The organism is Dialister sp. (assembly GCF_036343215.1).
GTDB lineage: Bacteria > Bacillota > Negativicutes > Veillonellales > Dialisteraceae > Dialister.
Window position 1 is genome coordinate 1 of the sequence record NZ_JAZASU010000030.1, and the last position, 17,455, is coordinate 17,455.

Sequence of the window (17,455 nt, forward strand, 5' to 3'; positions counted from 1 at the left end):
GCTGTACAGCTTTCCCGTTTACAAGGTTGTTAAAACAAAAAAGAAAATTCCTCCGGATGAAACAAAATTCCGGCAAAGCCAGACGATTCTGTCACCGGCGTTGTATCACGGCAACGCATACGTATAAGCTAACGATTTCTGCACCGATTGAGCCGCACATACGGAAACCTGGCAAAAGCCATCCAGATGTTTCAAAAGGAGGGTTTTCTTATGCCCAAAAGCCCGAACCGAAAGGTTCGGGCTTTTTTTATTGGCCGGGTAAGGTTAATCATTTCAGACCGCCCTGTCACAGAACGGTTTCTGCAGATGGCCCCGGGAAGGCAGGTCCTGCCGCGGAATGAGTTTTTAAAGATTTTACAGATCCGTTTCTTCAAGACCTCTGGCTTCTTCATAGAGGTCGAGAGTACGGTTGTATTCTTCTTCCGTCAGGGCCTTCATGATTTCCCTGCGAAGCGCTGCGGCTTCGGGAAGGCCATGAAAATATCGGCTGGCATGGGCCCGCATTTCACGAATGGCCCGGTTCTCTCCTTTTTCCAGGACAAGGCCGCGCAGATGCTTCCTCGACATGGCAAGCCGCATTTCCCAGGTGGGCGGGGGAAGGATTTTTCCCGTTTCCAGATAGGTATTTACCTCCCTGAAAATCCATGGATTCCCCCAGGCCGCCCGGCCGATAGCCACGGCGCTGCAGCCTGTTTCATCCATTAAGGCTTTTGCCGAAGGGCCATCCATGACATCCCCGTTTCCAATGACTGGAATTTTGACTGCTTTTACGACTTCCGCAATCTTTTTCCAGTCCGCTTTTCCTGTATAAAAATCTTCCCTTGTCCGGCCATGGACGGTAATGGCCGATGCGCCTGCTTCTTCCACTGCCATGGCAAGTTCCGTGCAGTTTTCCGAATCTTTTGACCAGCCAAGCCGCATTTTGACAGTAACCGGTACTTTTACGGAAGAAACCATGGCTTTTACGATGGAAGCGGCGAGGGGGATGTTTTTCATAAGAGCTGAGCCGTCTCCGTTTTTGATGACTTTCTGCATGGGGCAGCCCATATTGATGTCAATGACGTCGGGGCCGGCTTTTTCCATTTCTTTTGCTCCAAGGGCCATGATGGCCGGATCACTTCCAAATAGCTGGAGCGCCACGGGATGTTCCGTGGGATCGATGGCCAGCATATCTTTTGTTTTTTCATTTTTATAGTAAAGCCCTTTGGCACTCACCATTTCTGCTGTCGTCATGGCGGCCCCCATATGGCGGGCAATGACCCGGTACGCCAGATCGCTCACTCCTGCCATAGGAGCAAGGAGTGCCCAGCCGTCCAGAGTCAGATTTCCGATTTTCGGTTTTGGGTACATAGATTTCCTCCTGAAAATTCACGAAAATGATTATATACCCTGCAGCAGGTTCCTGCAAATCAGCGGGAAGGAATCTTTTCAAAACGGAAAACCAAAATATCACCCCCCTTAAGAAAAATTAAAACAAAATTAATAGAATTAGAAACAAAATGTTTAAATGAACGATTAAAAACAAAAATTTTAAGTTTTAATTATAATTTAAAACGACCGACAAGGACGGGAGTTTGGAGCATTAAAATTCATTGACAAGAGAATTTTTTAATATTAGAATGATTAAGGAACGTCGGAAAAAGACGGAACATATTTCAGGCTTGTGCATGGGTAAGGCGCAGGCTTTTTTATCTCGAAGGGGAGAGGAACTGCCATGTCCTATGAAATCTGTATTTCTAAAGGCATCATGGTTTGCAGCTTTTTTTGCTGTGGCGCTCTTTCCCTGACAACCCGCGTTCCATCCGCAGGTAAAGAGGACTCCTTTGGTCTGTTTTAAGGCAGGCAAAGGAGATTTTTTTTGAGGTTCTGCCTCAAGAAGGGGAGGAAATCATGCATGTTGGAATTGTTATGGGCAGTGATTCCGATTTACCGGTCATGAAGAAGGCCTTTGGCATTCTCGATGACTTTGGGGTCACCTATGACGTAACCATTGCTTCTGCTCATCGTACGCCAAAGAAACTGGCTGATTTCGTGGCAGCAGAAGAAAAGAAAGGGGTTGGAGCTTTTATCGCCGGTGCCGGTATGGCTGCCGCTCTTCCGGGAGTTGTTGCCAGCCTGACTTTAAAACCGGTGATCGGAGTACCGCTTTCCGGGGCAAAACTGGACGGTATGGATGCTCTTTTCTCCATTGTGCAGATGCCTTCCGGAATTCCGGTGGCTACCGTAGCTATTGACGGCACGAAAAATGCTGCTTTCCTGGCCATTGAAATCGGCGCTGTTTCCGAAACGGATCTTTTCGAGAAGTACAAAGCTTACCGTGAAAAGGCAGCCGGGGAAATTTACGAAAAAGATGCAAAACTCCAGGCAGAACTGGGGAAATAATATTTCTACCATATTCATAAATAAGGAGATAGACAATGAAAGAATACAAACCCTTCAAATCCGGTAAAGTCCGTGAACTTTATGATCTCGGTGACAGCCTCGTTATGGTCTGCACGGACCGTATTTCCGCCTTCGACAATATCCTGAAATGCCCGATTCCGGAAAAAGGCGCAGTCCTGAACCGCATGTCCAAATTCTGGTTCGACCATACCAGAGACATTGTTCCGAACCATATGATTTCCATCGATACCAAAGATATGCCTGAATTCTTCCAGACACCTGAATTCGAAGGCCGCGCTATGAAGACCATGAAGCTGAATATGATTCCGGTAGAATGCATCGTTCGCGGTTATATCACCGGCTCCGGCTGGGAAGGCTATCAGAAAGACGGTAAAGTCTGCGGCATCAAACTGCCGGAAGGCCTGAAGGAATGCCAGAAGCTCCCGCAGCCGATTTTCACCCCGTCCACCAAGGCTCCGGCCGGTGAACATGACCAGAATATTTCCATGGAAGAAGGCGTTGCATGGGTAGAGAAATTCTTCCCCGGCAAAGGCAGGGAATACATGGAAAAACTGTCTGAACTGACTCTCGCTCTTTACAATAAATGCGCTGACTATGCTCTTGAAAAAGGCATCATTATTGCAGATACCAAGTTTGAATTCGGTCTGGATGAAGAAGGAAATATCGTTCTTGGCGACGAAATGCTGACTCCGGACAACTCCCGTTTCTGGCCGGCAAAGGGCTATGAAGCAGGACACGGCCAGCCTTCCTATGATAAACAGTTTGTCCGCGACTACCTGAAAGCAAATCCCGGCGACACCGTTCCGCAGGAAATCATCGACAAGACCAATGCCCTCTACAAAGAAGCCTATGAACTTCTGACCGGTGAAAAATTCTGATATCTATTGATCTGCAGAAATCAGGACGCAAGTCCCTTCCGGGATTTCCCGGCACCCTTATAGTAAAGACAGGAGAATTCTGTAATGTATAGAAATATGGACGTTTACGACGACAAACCCCATGAAGAATGCGGCGTTTTCGGTATCTTTGACCGGGAGCTGTCGGCGTTTTACGAAACCTACTACGGTATCTTTGCCCTGCAGCACAGAGGACAGGAAAGTGCCGGCATCACCGTTTCTGACGGGAAACATATGGAAACTTTCAAGGCCATGGGTCTGGTCACCGAAGTCTTCCGGAATCCTCCTCAGATGGAAGGCCACATCGGCATCGGTCATGTGCGCTACTCCACTACCGGATCTTCTATTCCGGTGAATGTGCAGCCTCTTCAGGCAGACAGCATCACCGGCCCCATTGCCCTGGCTCATAACGGCAATCTGGTGAATACGAAAAATCTTCGCCGCCGTCTCCTTCTGGAAGGAAATACGTTTTCTACTTCCATGGATACAGAGGTTATTATCAAACTGCTGGCCAGAAGCCGCAGCCCCTCCATGGAAGAAAAATTCCTGGAACTCATGGATGAAATCCATGGGGCCTATGCCATCGTAGCCTGCACGAATGATGCCATTTACGGCTGCCGGGATCCCTTCGGCTATCGGCCTCTCGTCATCGGGAAAACAGAAAAAGGCTGGGTCCTTGCCTCTGAAACGCCCGCCCTCGATGCCATCGATGCCACGTTTGTGAGAGATGTGCTTCCCGGTGAAATTGTCTGCATCAATGATGAAGGTGTCCATTCCACCATGTACTGCCCGGTGGAATCCCATCGCCACGGCATCTGCTCTTTCGAATATATTTATTTCGCCCGCCCCGATTCCATCATGAACGGCCAGGACATTTACCAGGCCCGGCTCAATATGGGCAGGAAACTCTGGGAAGAAACCCATTATGAGGGGGACGTGGTCATGAGCGTGCCGGATTCCGGCAACGTGGCCGCCCTGGGCTATGCACAGGCTTCCGGGATTCCCTTTGTGGAAGGCCTTCTGAAAAATAAATATATGGGCCGTACCTTTATCCAGCCGGGCCAGAAAAAAAGAGAACGGGCTGTCCGCATGAAACTGAACCCCATTCGCATGAACGTGGAAGGGAAACGGATCATTCTCGTGGACGATTCCATTGTCCGCGGTACCACGAGCGGTATCATCATCAACCTTCTCAAGAATGCGGGAGCAAAAGAAATCAAACTCTGCATCAGTTCGCCGCCTGTCCGTTATCCCTGTTTCTTTGGCATTGATACGGCAGAAAGAAAGCAGCTGATTGCGGCAAAATTTTCGACTGAGGAAATCTGCAGGATGATTGGCGCTGACGCCCTTCATTACCTGTCCCAGGAAGGACTGGCAGAATCTATTTCCCATATCAAAGAGACCGACATGTGCTTTGCCTGCTTCGACGGGGTATATCCGGAACCGGTTCCCCATAACGGTCTTGGCAGCATGGAAGATGAGGAATAAGGAGGAAATATGAGCGAAAAGAAAAAAGGCCTGACCTACGCGGAAGCCGGCGTGGATATTGATGCCGGTGAAAGAGAAGTGGAGCTGATCAAAAAATCAGTGCAGGCCACTTATATCCGTGGTGTCATGGGAGACATCGGCGGATTTGGCGGACTTTTCCGTCTGAAAGATGAAATGGGAGAAGACCCGATTCTCGTTTCCGGTACTGACGGCGTGGGTACGAAACTCCGTCTGGCCATTGAGATGGGAATTCATGATACCATCGGACAGGATTGTGTAGCCATGAGTGTTAACGATGTCCTTGTTCAGGGTGCAAGACCTCTCTTCTTCCTGGACTATATCGCTACCGGTAAACTGGAACCGGAACTGATGGCTGAAATCGTGAAAGGTGTAGCCAATGCCTGCATTGAATCAGGGTGTGCCCTTCTTGGCGGCGAAACGGCTGAAATGGCAGGTTTCTATGCGGCAGGAGACTATGATGTAGCCGGCTTTGCCGTAGGTATCGTAGACAGGAAAGATCTCATTACCGGTGAGACCATTACCCCCGGTGATGTGATTCTCGGTCTCCCTTCTACCGGCGTTCATTCCAACGGTTATTCCCTTGTACGCCGCATTATTAAAGATAACGGCCTTTCTCTGGATAAGGTTTACGACGATCTTGGCAAACCTTTGGGAGAAGTTCTTCTCACTCCGACCCGCCTCTATCCGAAGCCGGTTCTGCCTGTCCTTAAAGGCACTACCGTAAAAGGCCTTGTCCATATCACCGGCGGCGGTTTCTATGACAATATCCCCAGAGTCCTCCCGAAGGGCACCCGGGCCGTACTGGACGCGGACAAATGGCCGCTCCTCCCTATTTTCCCGTTCCTCATGAAGGAAGGGGGAGTAGAACCCCATGAAATGTACCGCACCTACAACTGCGGCCTTGGCATGCTTCTCATCCTTTCCCGTGAAAATGCGGAAAAAGCAAAGGAAATCCTGAAATCCATCGATGAACCGGTTTACGAAGTCGGCGAAATCACCGAAGGAAATCAGGACGTCATCGTGAATGGTGGTCTTTTCCATGAATAAAAAAAGAATCCTCATCTTCGCATCCGGCCGCGGTTCCAATGCCGAAGCCATCCATGAAGCTGCCATCAATGGTACGGTCAATGGGGAAGTCATCGGCGTCATCTGCGACCATGCCGATGCGCAGGTACTCAAACGCGCAGAACGCTGGAATGTGCCGACTACGGTCATTGAAATGAAAGCCTGCAGAGACAAGGCTGATTTCAATGAAAAAATTCTGGAAGCAGCCAAATCCTATAATCCTGATCTCATCTGCCTTGCCGGTTATATGAGAATCTGCGGGGAAAACCTGATTAATGCTTTTGAAAATAAAATCATCAATATCCATCCGGCCCTTCTTCCCTCATTCCGCGGATTACATGCCCAGCGGCAGGCCGTAGAAGCAGGAGTCAAAGTTTCCGGCTGCACGGTTCATTTTGTAGGCACAGGTCTCGATGACGGACCGATTATTACCCAGGTGGCAGTTCCGGTTTATGATGATGATACGGAAGATACCCTGGCGGACAGGATTCTCCAGCAGGAACATCCGGCTTATGTGCGCGTCGTGACTGCATATTGCGCAGATGAGCTTAAAATCGCAGGCCATCACGTTTCCGGTATGCATACAAAATAAGATTTATTGACCATAAGTGGGAAAAGGCCCCGGCGGCCCTCCACTTTCCATATCATTACATTTATAAAAGGAGGAATCTATATGGCAGTAAAAAGAGCCCTGATCAGCGTTTCCGACAAGACTGGGGTTGTTGAATTTGCAAAAGGCCTTCATGAACTGGGCGTGGAAATTATTTCCACCGGCGGTACCATGAAAGCCATTGCGGCAGCCGGTGTTCCGGTGAAATCCGTTTCCGAAGTAACCGGTTTCCCGGAAATGATGGATGGCCGTGTCAAGACACTCCATCCGAAAATTCACGGAGGCATTCTGGCTATCCGTGATAATCCGGACCACGTGAAAGCCATGAAAGAACATGGCATTACAGGAATCGATCTGGTGGCAGTCAATCTGTATCCTTTCCGTGAAACCATTGCAAAGCCGAATGTGACCAGAGCAGAAGCCATCGAAAATATCGATATCGGCGGTCCGTCCATGGTTCGCGCGGCAGCAAAGAATTATAAATATGTAACTATCGTCGTGGACCCTTCCCAGTATGGTGAAATCCTGGAACGGATTAAGAATGATACCCTGGACGAGGAATTCCGCCTGAGCCTTTCCCGGAAAGCATACCGGTCTCTATGACTGTGCCATTGCGGACTATCTCACGAAAGAAGTGACAGGAAATAAAGAAGTTCTTCCGGACGTATATGCAAAAGCTTTTGTCAAGCTGCAGGATCTCCGTTACGGCGAAAACCCGCACCAGAAAGCGGCATTTTACAAAGACCCTGAAGCCAAAGGCGGCATTGCTGCCGCAAAGCAGCTTCATGGCAAAGAACTTTCCTACAATAATATTGTGGATATGGAAGCAGCCTGGGATCTCTGCTGCGAATGGAAAGACCAGCCGGCCTGCATTATCGTCAAACACACCAACCCCTGCGGCGCAGCCCTTGGCAAAGATGCCCTCGATGCCTTTGAACGGGCATTTAATGCAGACAGCAAATCCGCATTCGGCGGTATCGTGGCCATGAACCAGGTATGCGACGAAGCAACTGCCAAAGCCATGAAACCGATTTTCTTTGAAGTCGTTATGGCTCCGAAATTCAGCCAGGAAGCCCTCGATATCCTGGAAACAAAGAAAAATATCCGTCTCATCGAAGTGCCGGGCGCTTTCGAAGAGGAGCTCCAGCTTCATAAAGTTTCCGGAGGCCTTCTTGTCCAGACTCCGGATAACAGCGCTGAAACGAGAAAAGACTGCAAAGTCGTCACCGACCGCGCCCCGACAGAAGAAGAATGGCAGGCTCTTGAATTTGCATGGAAAGTTGTTAAACACGTCAAATCCAATGCCATCGTCCTTACTGGAAAAGATGTCACTCTCGGCGTTGGCGCAGGTCAGATGAATCGTGTCGGTTCCGCAGATATCGCTATTGCGGAAGCAGGTGAAAAAGCAAAAGGCTCCGTCATGGGCTCCGATGCGTTCTTCCCCTTCGGCGATACCATTGAAGCAGCCGGCAAAGCGGGGATCACTGCGGTCATCCAGCCCGGCGGCTCCATCAGGGATCAGGAATCCATCGATATGGCAAACAAGTACGGTATTGCCATGGTATTTACAGGACACAGACATTTCCGTCACAGCTGAGAGAGGTATAAATGAAAGTATTAGTTATTGGCAGCGGCGGCAGGGAACATGCCCTCCTCTGGAAATTGGCCCAGAGTCCTTCCGTCACTGAAGTATATGCCATTCCGGGCAATGACGGTATGAGCGATGTGGCTCATCTTATTCCCGTGAAAGGTCATGAAGATATCATCGATTTTGCAAGACTTATGAATGTGGACCTTACTGTGGCAGGTCCGGAAACCGTCCTCACCGAAGGGCTGGCTGATGAATTTGCCGAAAAGGGCCTGGCATTCTTTGGACCCTCCAAAGCGGCCGCCCGCATCGAAGGCTCCAAAGGTTTTGCAAAGAACCTGATGAAGAAATACGGCGTACCCACGGCGGCTTATGAAGTATTCACCGATGAAGACAAGGCCGTGGAATACCTGAAAGCCAATCAGAAATATCCAATCGTTATTAAAGCCGATGGACTTGCCGCAGGCAAAGGCGTTATTATCGCCCAGACTGAAAAAGAAGCCATCGACACCGTCAGGGATATGCTGGAAGGGCATTCTTTCGGCGGTGCAGGCCGTTCCGTAGTCATCGAAGAATTTATGGAAGGGGAAGAGGCATCGGTTCTCTGCTTCTGCGATGGAACCACCGTAGTCCCCATGATTTCTTCTCAGGACCATAAACGTATTTTTGACGGTGATAAAGGACCCAATACCGGCGGTATGGGGGCCTATGCGCCGGCACCGGTTATGACTGACGATATGATGGACGAAGTCAAGGTAAAAATTCTCCGTCCCATGATGGCGGCCATGAAAAAAGAAGGATATCCTTTCGTCGGCTGCCTTTATGCAGGCCTTATGATTACTGACGAAGGCCCGAAAGTTGTCGAATTCAACTGCCGTTTCGGTGATCCGGAAACGGAAGTCGTCCTTCCTCTCTTTGACGGCGACCTTGCCCGGGTCATGCTCGACTGTGTTCATGGAAAACTGACAAAAGAAGAAGTCAAGTGGAAAAAAGGCTGTGCCGTTGATGTAGTCATGGCATCGGAAGGCTATCCTGCCTCCCACTCTTCCGGGGAAGTTATTTCCGGTCTGGAAGAAGCAGAAAAAGCGGGCTGCATTGTTTTCCATGCCGGTACGGTCAGGAGACATGGACAATTCCTCGTCAATGGCGGCCGCGTACTGAATGTGGTAGCCCTGGCGCCGAGCCTGGCTGAAGCGAAGGCAAAAGCCTACGAAGGCGTTTCAAAGATTCACTGGCGGGGCGTCCAGTATCGCAAAGATATTGCGGACAAGGGACTCCGGCATCTGGAAGAAAAGAAATAAATAGTTCCCCCAAAGGCATCTCATCATGAGGTGCCTTTTTGTGTGGGATATACAGGCCTTTATTGCAGCTGCTTTGAGAGGGGAATATACAATTTTACGAACGGTCCCGATTTGTCATAAATAAAACTTTTCGCATAGTCATTCATCCTGATATGGAGTCCATGAATTCAATATTTCGTAAAAACAGGAAAATTCGACTTTACAAAGCTGTTACAAACTAGACGGAAAGTATACCTGCTTAAGCCTTTCATTTTTACATCCATCCTTTACACTATGTACAACGCAACAAAAACAATAATCATTTGTTTCAAGGAGGATTAACATGAATCTTAAAAAGTGGATGGCAGTAGCTCTTTCCGGTGCAGCATTGGTAGCAGCAGCAGGCTGCGGCGGCGGAGATTCCGCTCCGGCAAAAAGCGCGGCAGCTTCTGGCTCCAAAGTTTCCGGACAGGTAACCGTTTCCGGCTCTTCCGCATTGCTCCCTCTCGCTAAGGATGCAGCAGCTAAATTCAAGGCAAAGAACCCTGACGTTTCCATTACCCTGAATGCAGGCGGTTCCGGCACCGGCTTGAAACAGGTAGCTGAAGGCTCCGTAAACATCGGCAACTCCGATGTTCCGGCTGAAAAGAAGCTTCCTGCTGATAAAGCGAAAGGACTCGTAGACCACAAAGTATGCGTTCTCACCGTTGCTCCGGTTGCCAATAAAGATATCGGCGACAAGGTAAAGAGCCTGACCAAAAAACAGCTGCAGGATGTATTCACTGCAAAAGTTACCAACTGGAAAGACGTTGGCGGCCCGGATGAACCAATCGTCCTCGTAACCCGTCCGACCACTTCCGGCACCCGTGCCCTCTTCACTGAACTGGCTCTGGCCGGCGCTGAAGAAGCTTCCAACAAATCCCTGGAAACCGATGATAGCGGCACACTGATCCAGTCCATTGCCCAGATCAAAGGCGCTATCGGCTATGTAGCTCTGTCCTATCTCGTCAACAACAAAGACGTTGTGCCGATCGGCATCGACGGTGTAGCACCGACTCTGGAAAATACCTACAACGGCAAATATCCGGTTTGGGGCTATGAACACATGTACACCAAGGGTGAAGCAACCGGTGCTGTTAAAGCCTATATCGATTATGTCATGAGCGATGAATACGGCGTAGAAATTGAAAAACAGGGCTACGGCGTATCCTCCAAGATGAAGAAAAAATAATCCGGTAAGCCGGAGGCGGAGAGACTTTCCCCGCAGATAAAAGGTCAAAAGACCTGACAAAATGAATTCAAACGGGAAAAGCAGTCGCAGGGAGATTCTGTGGCTGCCTTTCCCGTATTTCAACAAAGGGGTTGAATCAAGAAATTATGGAAAGCAATATGCGGCAGCAGCATATGTTCCGAAGAGAAATACTGGGGAAGAGCGTTTCCACCATATGCGGGCTGTTCCTCATCGTCCTCACCATTGCCATCGGGTGCTTCCTTCTGGCAAAAGGCATGCTCACATTTACGGATTTCCACCACAGCATCGGTGAATTCCTTTTCTCCTCCGCCTGGAGACCTTCCGATACGGACGTAGGCGGCGGAAAAGTCGGTGCGGCCATCTTCATCTGGGGCTCCATCCTCACCTGCTTCCTTGCACTTGTCATTGCCATTCCGTTTTCAATCTGCACAGCCGTTTTCATGACCCAGATTTCTCCGAAACTGGGAGAAAAGGTCATTCGTCCGGCAGTAGAAATCTTTGTAGGCATTCCATCCGTAGTCTATGGCTGGGTAGGCCTGGTCGTGCTCGTTCCTCTATTACAGAAGGTATTCAACCTTCCTCATGGACAGTGCGTGCTGGCGGCATCCATCGTTCTTTCCGTCATGATTTATCCGACGATTACCTCCGTCTCTGCAGATGCGCTTCGCACAGTAAACAAGAAATTTATTGAAGGTGCTTACGGTCTGGGCTCTACCCGGTGGCAGATGATCTATAAAGTCCTGATTCCGGCGGCTCTGCCGGGCATCCTGACTGCCATCGTCCTGGGTCTTGCCAGAGCCTTTGGTGAAGCTCTTGCAGTTTCCATGGTCATCGGCAAGATGAAATCTTTCCCATCCAGTCTTCTTGCTCCGACTAACAGCCTGACCGCAGCCATTGCTTCTGATATGGGCGGTGCTATGGATGGCGGGGAACTGAACTCTGCCCTCTGGACCATGGCACTCCTGCTTTTCATTATTTCCCTGATCTTTATCCTCCTGATTCATCTGATTGCTGCAAGAAAGGAGAAATTAGCATGACACAGCCGTCAAATGAGGGGGCTTTGAACCTCCGCTATATCGATGCAGGCCTGAAAAAAGCCCGTTTCTCCGATCATGTCGCAACCGGATTCTTCTATGTCGTTTCTGCTGCTTTCGTACTTCTGCTGATCGCTTTCACCCTCTATGTGGTCTGGGGCGGGGTAAAGGCACTCAAACCAGAAATCTTTTCCTTCGGTATCAACGGTATTGGAAACCAGTTCTTCAATACTGTTTATCTCGTTGTACTTTCTCTGATTATTTCCGTTCCGATTGGTGTATTCGCAGGTGTCTACATGGCTGAATATGCGCCGCCCGGAAGAGTAACCAATTCTCTTCGTATGGCTATTGAAACGCTGTCTTCCCTGCCTTCCATAGTAGTCGGCCTGTTCGGCTACCTGGTATTCATCATTATGGTTCATTCCCAGTGGAGCCTTTTTGCCGGCTCTCTGGCCGTATCCGTACTTTCCCTTCCATTAATTACCTCTACGACTTATGATGCGTTCAAAACGCTTCCTTCCGGTTATAAAGAAGGCTCCCTTGCCCTTGGTGCTACTCACTTTGAAACCATCTGGCATGTTATGCTTCCCGCTACGATTGGACCCATTGTAACAGGTGTCATCCTGGCAGCAGGAAGAGGCTTTGGCGAAGCAGCCGCCCTTCTGTATACCGCCGGAATGTCCACTGATATTAACTGGAATAACTGGAATCTGGCTTCTCCGGCCTGCCCGTTGAATCCATTCCGCCCCGGTGAAACCCTTTCCCTCCAGGTATGGGCAGCCCGTACCGAAGGCGTGGGCGCAGGTGCAGCTGATACCGCTGCTGCCGCATCAGCCGTACTTATGATCATGGTATTAGTATTCAGTATCGGTGCCAGACTGGTAAGCCGGTATGTAACCAAGAAGACAGAAGGAGAAAACGCATAATGACAAACAATGACTCTATGGCAGTGAATGCACAGGCTTCCGCATCCGCCATTTCCGTATATTCCAACATCATGTTCGACTGCAAGGATGTAGATCTCTACTATGGCGCATTCCAGGCACTGAAGAAAGTTAACCTCCGCATCGAAAAGAATCAGATTACCGCTCTCATCGGACCTTCCGGCTGCGGCAAATCCACATTCCTCCGTACCCTGAACAGAATGAATGACCTCGTGGCAGGCTGCCGCGTGGAAGGACAGATTCTCCTTGGCGGCACCAATATCTACACTGACGTGGATCCCATCGTTCTTCGCCGCCATGTAGGCATGGTATTCCAGCAGCCGAACCCGTTCCCCAAGAGCATTTATGACAATATCGCTTACGGACCAAGACTGAAAGGCATCACCAAAAAGAGCGAACTCAATGATATCGTGGAACGTTCCCTCCGCCAGGCAGCCATCTGGGATGAACTGAAAGACCGTCTTCATAAATCGGCTCTCGGCCTTTCCGGTGGCCAGCAGCAGCGTCTCTGCATTGCCAGAGCCCTTGCGGTTGAACCGGAAGTCCTTCTCATGGACGAAGCTACTTCCGCACTGGACCCGATTTCCACGGCTCATATCGAGGACCTGGCTGTAAAACTGAAAAAGGATTACACCGTCATCATGGTTACCCACAACATGCAGCAGGCTCAGCGAATCGCTGATAAGACTGCCTTCTTCTACCTGGGAGAAATGGTGGAATTTGGCGAAACAAATCAGATTTTCGAAAATCCGCAGGAAGAAAGAACGATTCGTTACGTATCTGGCAATTTCGGCTGATATATATTCATATTGCGAAAGGCTTTTCTGGAAAACTTTTCATTTCCTGCTGTCGGAGTTTGTCTTCCGCAGAAGTGTATCAGATTGGAAATTATGGTAAAATAGAATCAAGTTGATAAGTCAACCGGCAGGCACATTTTGCTTGCCGGCTTTGGTTATATATTTTTATGGAGGCCCATATGGCGCTGATTTACTGTGTTGAAGATGATGAAAGTATCCGGGAACTTGTAAGTTATGCACTCCGTGGACAGGGGTATAAAGTAGCCGGGTTTGGTGAGGCTCAGGAATTTTATGATGCTCTTCAGAAAAACGTACCGGATCTGATTCTTCTTGATATCATGCTTCCGGGAGAAGATGGATTGACCATTCTGAAAAAACTCCGTGCCCCGGGCAAGCTGCAGAATACTCCGGTTATCATGATGACTGCCAAGACCAGCGAATTTGATGTGGTCAAAGGGCTCGATCTCGGCGCCGACGATTATGTGACCAAACCTTTCGGCATCATGGAACTCCTTTCCCGTATCCGTTCTGTACTTCGTCGTACAAAGAACCTTCAGGAACAGGGGAAGAAGCTGCTTTCTTTTGAAGGAATTGTGGTGGATCAGGAACAGCATACCGTTACGGCCAGTGGTAAAGAAGTACAACTGACACTGAAAGAATTTGACTTATTGTGCTATTTGCTGTTAAATAAAGGCATCGTTCTATCCCGTGACCAGATCATGCAGGCCGTTTGGGACTCTCCCTTTGAAATGGAAAGCCGTACCATCGATATGCATATCATGAGTCTGCGCCAGAAGCTGGGAAGTGAAGGCGCAGCCATCCGGACGGTCCGGGGCGTGGGCTACCGCCTGGGCGACAGAAAATCCTAAGGAGCAGTAACATTACATGAAAGTCCGCATCTATCGAAGCCTTTTACTCATGGGCATCCTGTCCGTGGTCCTTACTTTTATCCTTTCCGCCGTGCTCTACTATCAGGGCATGGTGGAGCAATTCAGCCATGAAGTTCAGCACCTGAACATAGTCATGGCTGAATCTCTTTCTATGGACGAAGAGGCCCGGGGAAAAGACTACCTCGGCCGGGTTTTTAAGGAAAACAAGGGAACCATCCATATCGTATGGCTCGATGATAAAGGCTTCGTAATTTACGACAGCGATGGCGTAACCGATGAAGACTATGCTTCCGGCAAGGAAGTCAGGGAAGCTATGGAAAAAGGCATGGGCAGTGGCGTTCATAAAGATGCCAGCGGAAATCCGAAGAGCTACTATGCCCGAAAAGCTCCGGATGGTTCCATCCTTCGTCTTTCCAGCATGCGCTCCGTCTCCTATGCGGGCTTTTCTGCCTACCTTCCGGAAATTGCCATCTTTTTCCTCGCGTTTATCGTAGGATGCCTCTTCGCGGCTGAAAGAGAGACCTTGAAAATCCTGAAACCTTTCCAGCTCCTGGGTGATCTGGTACAGGATATCATGGAAGGGAAAAAAGTGACCCCGCCGGCAGCGTATGAAGAACTGCAGCCCCTTATTTCCAAAGTGGAAGAACAGCATGACGAAATAGAAAGTTATCTGGAAGATCTGGAAGAAGAACGTAATACCATTCAGATTGTATTCAACACGATTTCCGATGGCATCATCCTTTTGAATGCCCATAAAGAAATTGTTTTCTACAACACCAAAACAGAAGAAATATTCAAGCCGGGGGAAGACAAACGGTATCGGCGCATTGCCAGCCTTTATCACGATGAAGACTGGCTCCGGGTCATTGGGAAAGCTTATCGCACCGAGGGGCGCCAGCAGTATACCCTGAACCTTTTCGACAAGCCCTATCGCATGGTCATGACGCAGCTTGAACTGACTGACGGACAAAAGGGTCTTCTTATCGTGCTTCGAGATATGACTGCCTCCTATATGGCGGAAAAAATGAGACGCGAGTTTTCCGCCAACGTTTCCCATGAACTGAAGACGCCGCTCACCTCTATCAGCGGATTTGCGGAAATGATTGCTAATGGCATGTATCAGCAGCCGGAAGATGTAAAATTCTTCGGCAGCCGGATCGTCAATGAATCCCACCGCATGTTGACCCTCATCGATACCATCATGCACCTGTCAAGAATTGAAGAAACGGAAACCACCATTACCTGGAAAACCGTATCCCTGGACAGCCTTGTCCATTATGCGGCAGAACTCATCGAACCCCAGGCCAAGGCAAAAAATGTCACCATTACCGTAGATACAGAACCTCTCTATGCCTATGGCAATGCGGCTCTTCTATCTGAACTCATTATGAACCTTCTTGACAATGCGGTGAAATACAACAATGTAGGTGGCAGCGTCCATGCCATACTTGCACCGGAAGGGGAAAATCAAATTAAACTTACGGTTTCCGATACAGGCATAGGGATTCCAAAAGAAAAACAGAGCCGCGTTTTCGAACGATTCTACCGGGCAGAAGAAAGCAGAAACAAAGCTACCGGCGGAACTGGTCTGGGCCTTGCCATCTGTAAGCATATCGTGGACAAACACAAAGGAAACCTTTCTGTTTCCAGTGAAGAAGGCAAAGGCACTATCATGACTGTAATTCTTCCAAGAGTCAGCGAAGCCGATGTTTCCAAAGAAGAAATAGAAACCCTTACCGCCCGGCAGGAAGCGGAAGAAGCAGAATCCGGCGCCCTGGCACAGCAGGAAGCTGAAGAAGACAGAAAAGCAGAAGAAGCAGGAACCAGCAGGGAAGAAATGCTGAAACCGGAAAAACCGATTCATAAGGAAAAGAAAAACAAGAAGAAAAAGAAAAAATCCCTGGACCGGGAAAAAGGTTCAAACCGGACAAAGGATAAAGAAGAAAAGAAAAAGAAATAAGAAGGGACATGAAAGATGCACCACCTGGAAACAGGCGGTGCATCTTTCATGCCTTGAGAGCGGCACTGAATGAATCGGTTCTATTGTCGAATTTCAAAATATAATCAGCAGGGCTGCCATCTTTAACTGTATGAAGAATCAGCTCCTTTTTGCCAACCTGGAAAGACAGCTCATCAAAATCCTTTTTCAATGAAGAAGCATCAAAAGCAGATATGAAATTCCCTTTTTTATAAGCAATAACCCGGGTACCTTTGGGAGAACCGGCTTCAATCAGGTAAAAACGGCGGCCATTATCCGTATTGATCAGGGGAGTCACCGTAAGCCTGGCATCCGTATAACTGCTGCCATCGCTGCTGGTGCCTGATACCTGACGAACCGGGAAATTCAGGGTCAGGCTGGTGCCGGAAGACGCAGTGGAAAAAATGACATCCCCCGTACCGCCTTCGACCGATGAAATACCGGCATCCAGACGCTGCTCGGAAGAAAGAATTGTATGAAAAGCAGCCTCTCCCCGGTTAACGGCAAGTACCGTGGCCTCACCGGTGACCCAGTTGGCGGAAACGGAGCAGGCCAGAAGCAGAGAGGCCAGTGCAGTGGAAATCAATATCTTCTTCATGGAAACCCTCCTTTACAAACTGATGATTCTATCTTTATTATAGCTTTAAAATGAATAAAACAAAAGAAACAGAGCAAAAGGAAAATGAAAATTAAAGACAGTCTGAAATCCGTTTTATTCTTTATTTTTCATCATATAAGAAAAAGGATTCATGATAGATAGTAGAGGTCGTAAAGATCAAACATATAAGACAGCCTGCATAAGAAATGAAATATAAACAAGCATACTATAAATTGAAATTCATGTAGACACTTTATAAAAAACAGGAGAGGTAAAAACAGACAGCCGGTCATCCGGCGTATTTGACAGAAAAAATACAAATTGCTATAATAACATACGCTTGAACACAAGAGACAGCTTCAGAAACAACGGAAACAAAGAAAAATGTTGACAGGTTCAAACAAATATGTTATTATCATGAAACCGCAACTCGCGGCATCACGAAAAAGTTTTTGAAAAAATTTGAAAAAATAATTTGACAAAAGCGAAACTTCGTGATATGATAATCAAGTCGCTTGGAGCGATGATTCTTTGAAAACTGAACAGTACAGCGAACGAATCAAGCCGATGTGCGAGGTGTAAAAACCTCAAGCAATTATTTGAGCAAGGCA

At 48.6% G+C, this 17,455-nt stretch carries 14 protein-coding genes and 1 pseudogene; 13 read left to right on the plus strand and 2 right to left on the minus strand.

Features of this window, described 5'->3' with window-relative positions; translation table 11 throughout:
* Positions 1 to 354 precede the first annotated feature (354 nt).
* Entirely contained in the window at positions 355 to 1,350 is a 996-nt protein-coding gene (gene dusB / locus VZT47_RS05980) for a tRNA dihydrouridine synthase DusB (RefSeq protein ID WP_330224062.1), read from the minus strand.
* Between the two features lie 540 nt (positions 1,351 to 1,890).
* On the opposite strand from dusB, the gene purE reads away from it, so the two are divergent.
* From purE to VZT47_RS06045, 13 genes and pseudogenes are all read left to right on the plus strand, one after another.
* A complete protein-coding gene (gene purE, locus VZT47_RS05985; protein ID WP_330224063.1) occupies positions 1,891 to 2,382 on the plus strand; it encodes a 5-(carboxyamino)imidazole ribonucleotide mutase in 492 nt (163 codons plus the stop codon).
* Between the two features lie 35 nt (positions 2,383 to 2,417).
* A complete protein-coding gene (locus VZT47_RS05990) occupies positions 2,418 to 3,281 on the plus strand; it encodes a phosphoribosylaminoimidazolesuccinocarboxamide synthase (RefSeq protein WP_330224064.1) in 864 nt (287 codons plus the stop codon).
* A gap of 84 nt (positions 3,282 to 3,365) precedes the next feature.
* Positions 3,366 to 4,787, plus strand: coding sequence for an amidophosphoribosyltransferase (gene purF / locus VZT47_RS05995; protein ID WP_330224065.1), 1,422 nt, complete (start codon positions 3,366 to 3,368; stop codon positions 4,785 to 4,787).
* 9 nt (positions 4,788 to 4,796) lie between these two features.
* The gene (gene purM, locus VZT47_RS06000) at positions 4,797 to 5,855 is read left to right on the plus strand and encodes a phosphoribosylformylglycinamidine cyclo-ligase (RefSeq protein ID WP_330224066.1); all 1,059 of its coding nucleotides are present in this window, start codon (positions 4,797 to 4,799) and stop codon (positions 5,853 to 5,855) included.
* Entirely contained in the window at positions 5,848 to 6,465 is a 618-nt protein-coding gene (gene purN / locus VZT47_RS06005) for a phosphoribosylglycinamide formyltransferase (protein WP_330224067.1), read from the plus strand. The genes purM and purN overlap by 8 nt, the downstream gene beginning before the upstream one ends.
* An 81-nt stretch (positions 6,466 to 6,546) precedes the next feature.
* Positions 6,547 to 8,080: pseudogene (gene purH / locus VZT47_RS06010) on the plus strand (bifunctional phosphoribosylaminoimidazolecarboxamide formyltransferase/IMP cyclohydrolase).
* Between the two features lie 11 nt (positions 8,081 to 8,091).
* Positions 8,092 to 9,372 (plus strand): phosphoribosylamine--glycine ligase, encoded by a 1,281-nt coding sequence (gene purD, locus VZT47_RS06015; RefSeq protein ID WP_330224068.1) that lies wholly within the window; start codon positions 8,092 to 8,094, stop codon positions 9,370 to 9,372.
* A gap of 322 nt (positions 9,373 to 9,694) precedes the next feature.
* Positions 9,695 to 10,582, plus strand: coding sequence for a phosphate ABC transporter substrate-binding protein (locus tag VZT47_RS06020; RefSeq protein ID WP_330224069.1), 888 nt, complete (start codon positions 9,695 to 9,697; stop codon positions 10,580 to 10,582).
* Positions 10,583 to 10,728: 146 nt separating this feature from the next.
* Complete coding sequence (gene pstC / locus VZT47_RS06025; RefSeq protein WP_330224070.1) at positions 10,729 to 11,640, plus strand: phosphate ABC transporter permease subunit PstC; 912 nt, start codon at positions 10,729 to 10,731, stop codon at positions 11,638 to 11,640.
* The gene (pstA, locus tag VZT47_RS06030; protein ID WP_330224071.1) at positions 11,637 to 12,563 is read left to right on the plus strand and encodes a phosphate ABC transporter permease PstA; all 927 of its coding nucleotides are present in this window, start codon (positions 11,637 to 11,639) and stop codon (positions 12,561 to 12,563) included. Before pstC ends, pstA begins: the two co-directional genes overlap by 4 nt.
* 71 nt (positions 12,564 to 12,634) lie before the next feature.
* Positions 12,635 to 13,378 carry a phosphate ABC transporter ATP-binding protein PstB gene (pstB, locus tag VZT47_RS06035; protein WP_330224075.1) on the plus strand — a complete coding sequence of 248 codons (744 nt, stop codon included), beginning with the start codon at positions 12,635 to 12,637 and terminating at the stop codon, positions 13,376 to 13,378.
* A gap of 179 nt (positions 13,379 to 13,557) precedes the next feature.
* Positions 13,558 to 14,247 carry a response regulator transcription factor gene (locus VZT47_RS06040; RefSeq protein ID WP_330224072.1) on the plus strand — a complete coding sequence of 230 codons (690 nt, stop codon included), beginning with the start codon at positions 13,558 to 13,560 and terminating at the stop codon, positions 14,245 to 14,247.
* 16 nt (positions 14,248 to 14,263) lie between these two features.
* The gene (locus VZT47_RS06045) at positions 14,264 to 16,228 is read left to right on the plus strand and encodes a sensor histidine kinase (protein WP_330224073.1); all 1,965 of its coding nucleotides are present in this window, start codon (positions 14,264 to 14,266) and stop codon (positions 16,226 to 16,228) included.
* Between the two features lie 46 nt (positions 16,229 to 16,274).
* Here the strand turns inward: VZT47_RS06045 and VZT47_RS06050 are convergent, their stop codons facing one another.
* Positions 16,275 to 16,844, minus strand: coding sequence for a hypothetical protein (locus VZT47_RS06050; RefSeq protein ID WP_330224074.1), 570 nt, complete (start codon positions 16,842 to 16,844; stop codon positions 16,275 to 16,277).
* Positions 16,845 to 17,455: the final 611 nt, after the last annotated feature.

Coding starts and splice junctions, on each gene's coding strand:
- pstC (WP_330224070.1), top strand. CDS start 10,729: ATGGAAAGCAATATGCGGCAGCAGCATATGTTCCGAAGAGAAATACTG.
- purD (WP_330224068.1), top strand. CDS start 8,092: ATGAAAGTATTAGTTATTGGCAGCGGCGGCAGGGAACATGCCCTCCTC.
- purM (WP_330224066.1), top strand. CDS start 4,797: ATGAGCGAAAAGAAAAAAGGCCTGACCTACGCGGAAGCCGGCGTGGAT.
- purN (WP_330224067.1), top strand. CDS start 5,848: ATGAATAAAAAAAGAATCCTCATCTTCGCATCCGGCCGCGGTTCCAAT.
- purE (WP_330224063.1), top strand. CDS start 1,891: ATGCATGTTGGAATTGTTATGGGCAGTGATTCCGATTTACCGGTCATG.
- VZT47_RS06040 (WP_330224072.1), top strand. CDS start 13,558: ATGGCGCTGATTTACTGTGTTGAAGATGATGAAAGTATCCGGGAACTT.
- VZT47_RS06045 (WP_330224073.1), top strand. CDS start 14,264: ATGAAAGTCCGCATCTATCGAAGCCTTTTACTCATGGGCATCCTGTCC.
- pstA (WP_330224071.1), top strand. CDS start 11,637: ATGACACAGCCGTCAAATGAGGGGGCTTTGAACCTCCGCTATATCGAT.
- VZT47_RS06020 (WP_330224069.1), top strand. CDS start 9,695: ATGAATCTTAAAAAGTGGATGGCAGTAGCTCTTTCCGGTGCAGCATTG.
- pstB (WP_330224075.1), top strand. CDS start 12,635: ATGTTCGACTGCAAGGATGTAGATCTCTACTATGGCGCATTCCAGGCA.
- VZT47_RS05990 (WP_330224064.1), top strand. CDS start 2,418: ATGAAAGAATACAAACCCTTCAAATCCGGTAAAGTCCGTGAACTTTAT.
- VZT47_RS06050 (WP_330224074.1), bottom strand. CDS start 16,844: ATGAAGAAGATATTGATTTCCACTGCACTGGCCTCTCTGCTTCTGGCC.
- purF (WP_330224065.1), top strand. CDS start 3,366: ATGTATAGAAATATGGACGTTTACGACGACAAACCCCATGAAGAATGC.
- dusB (WP_330224062.1), bottom strand. CDS start 1,350: ATGTACCCAAAACCGAAAATCGGAAATCTGACTCTGGACGGCTGGGCA.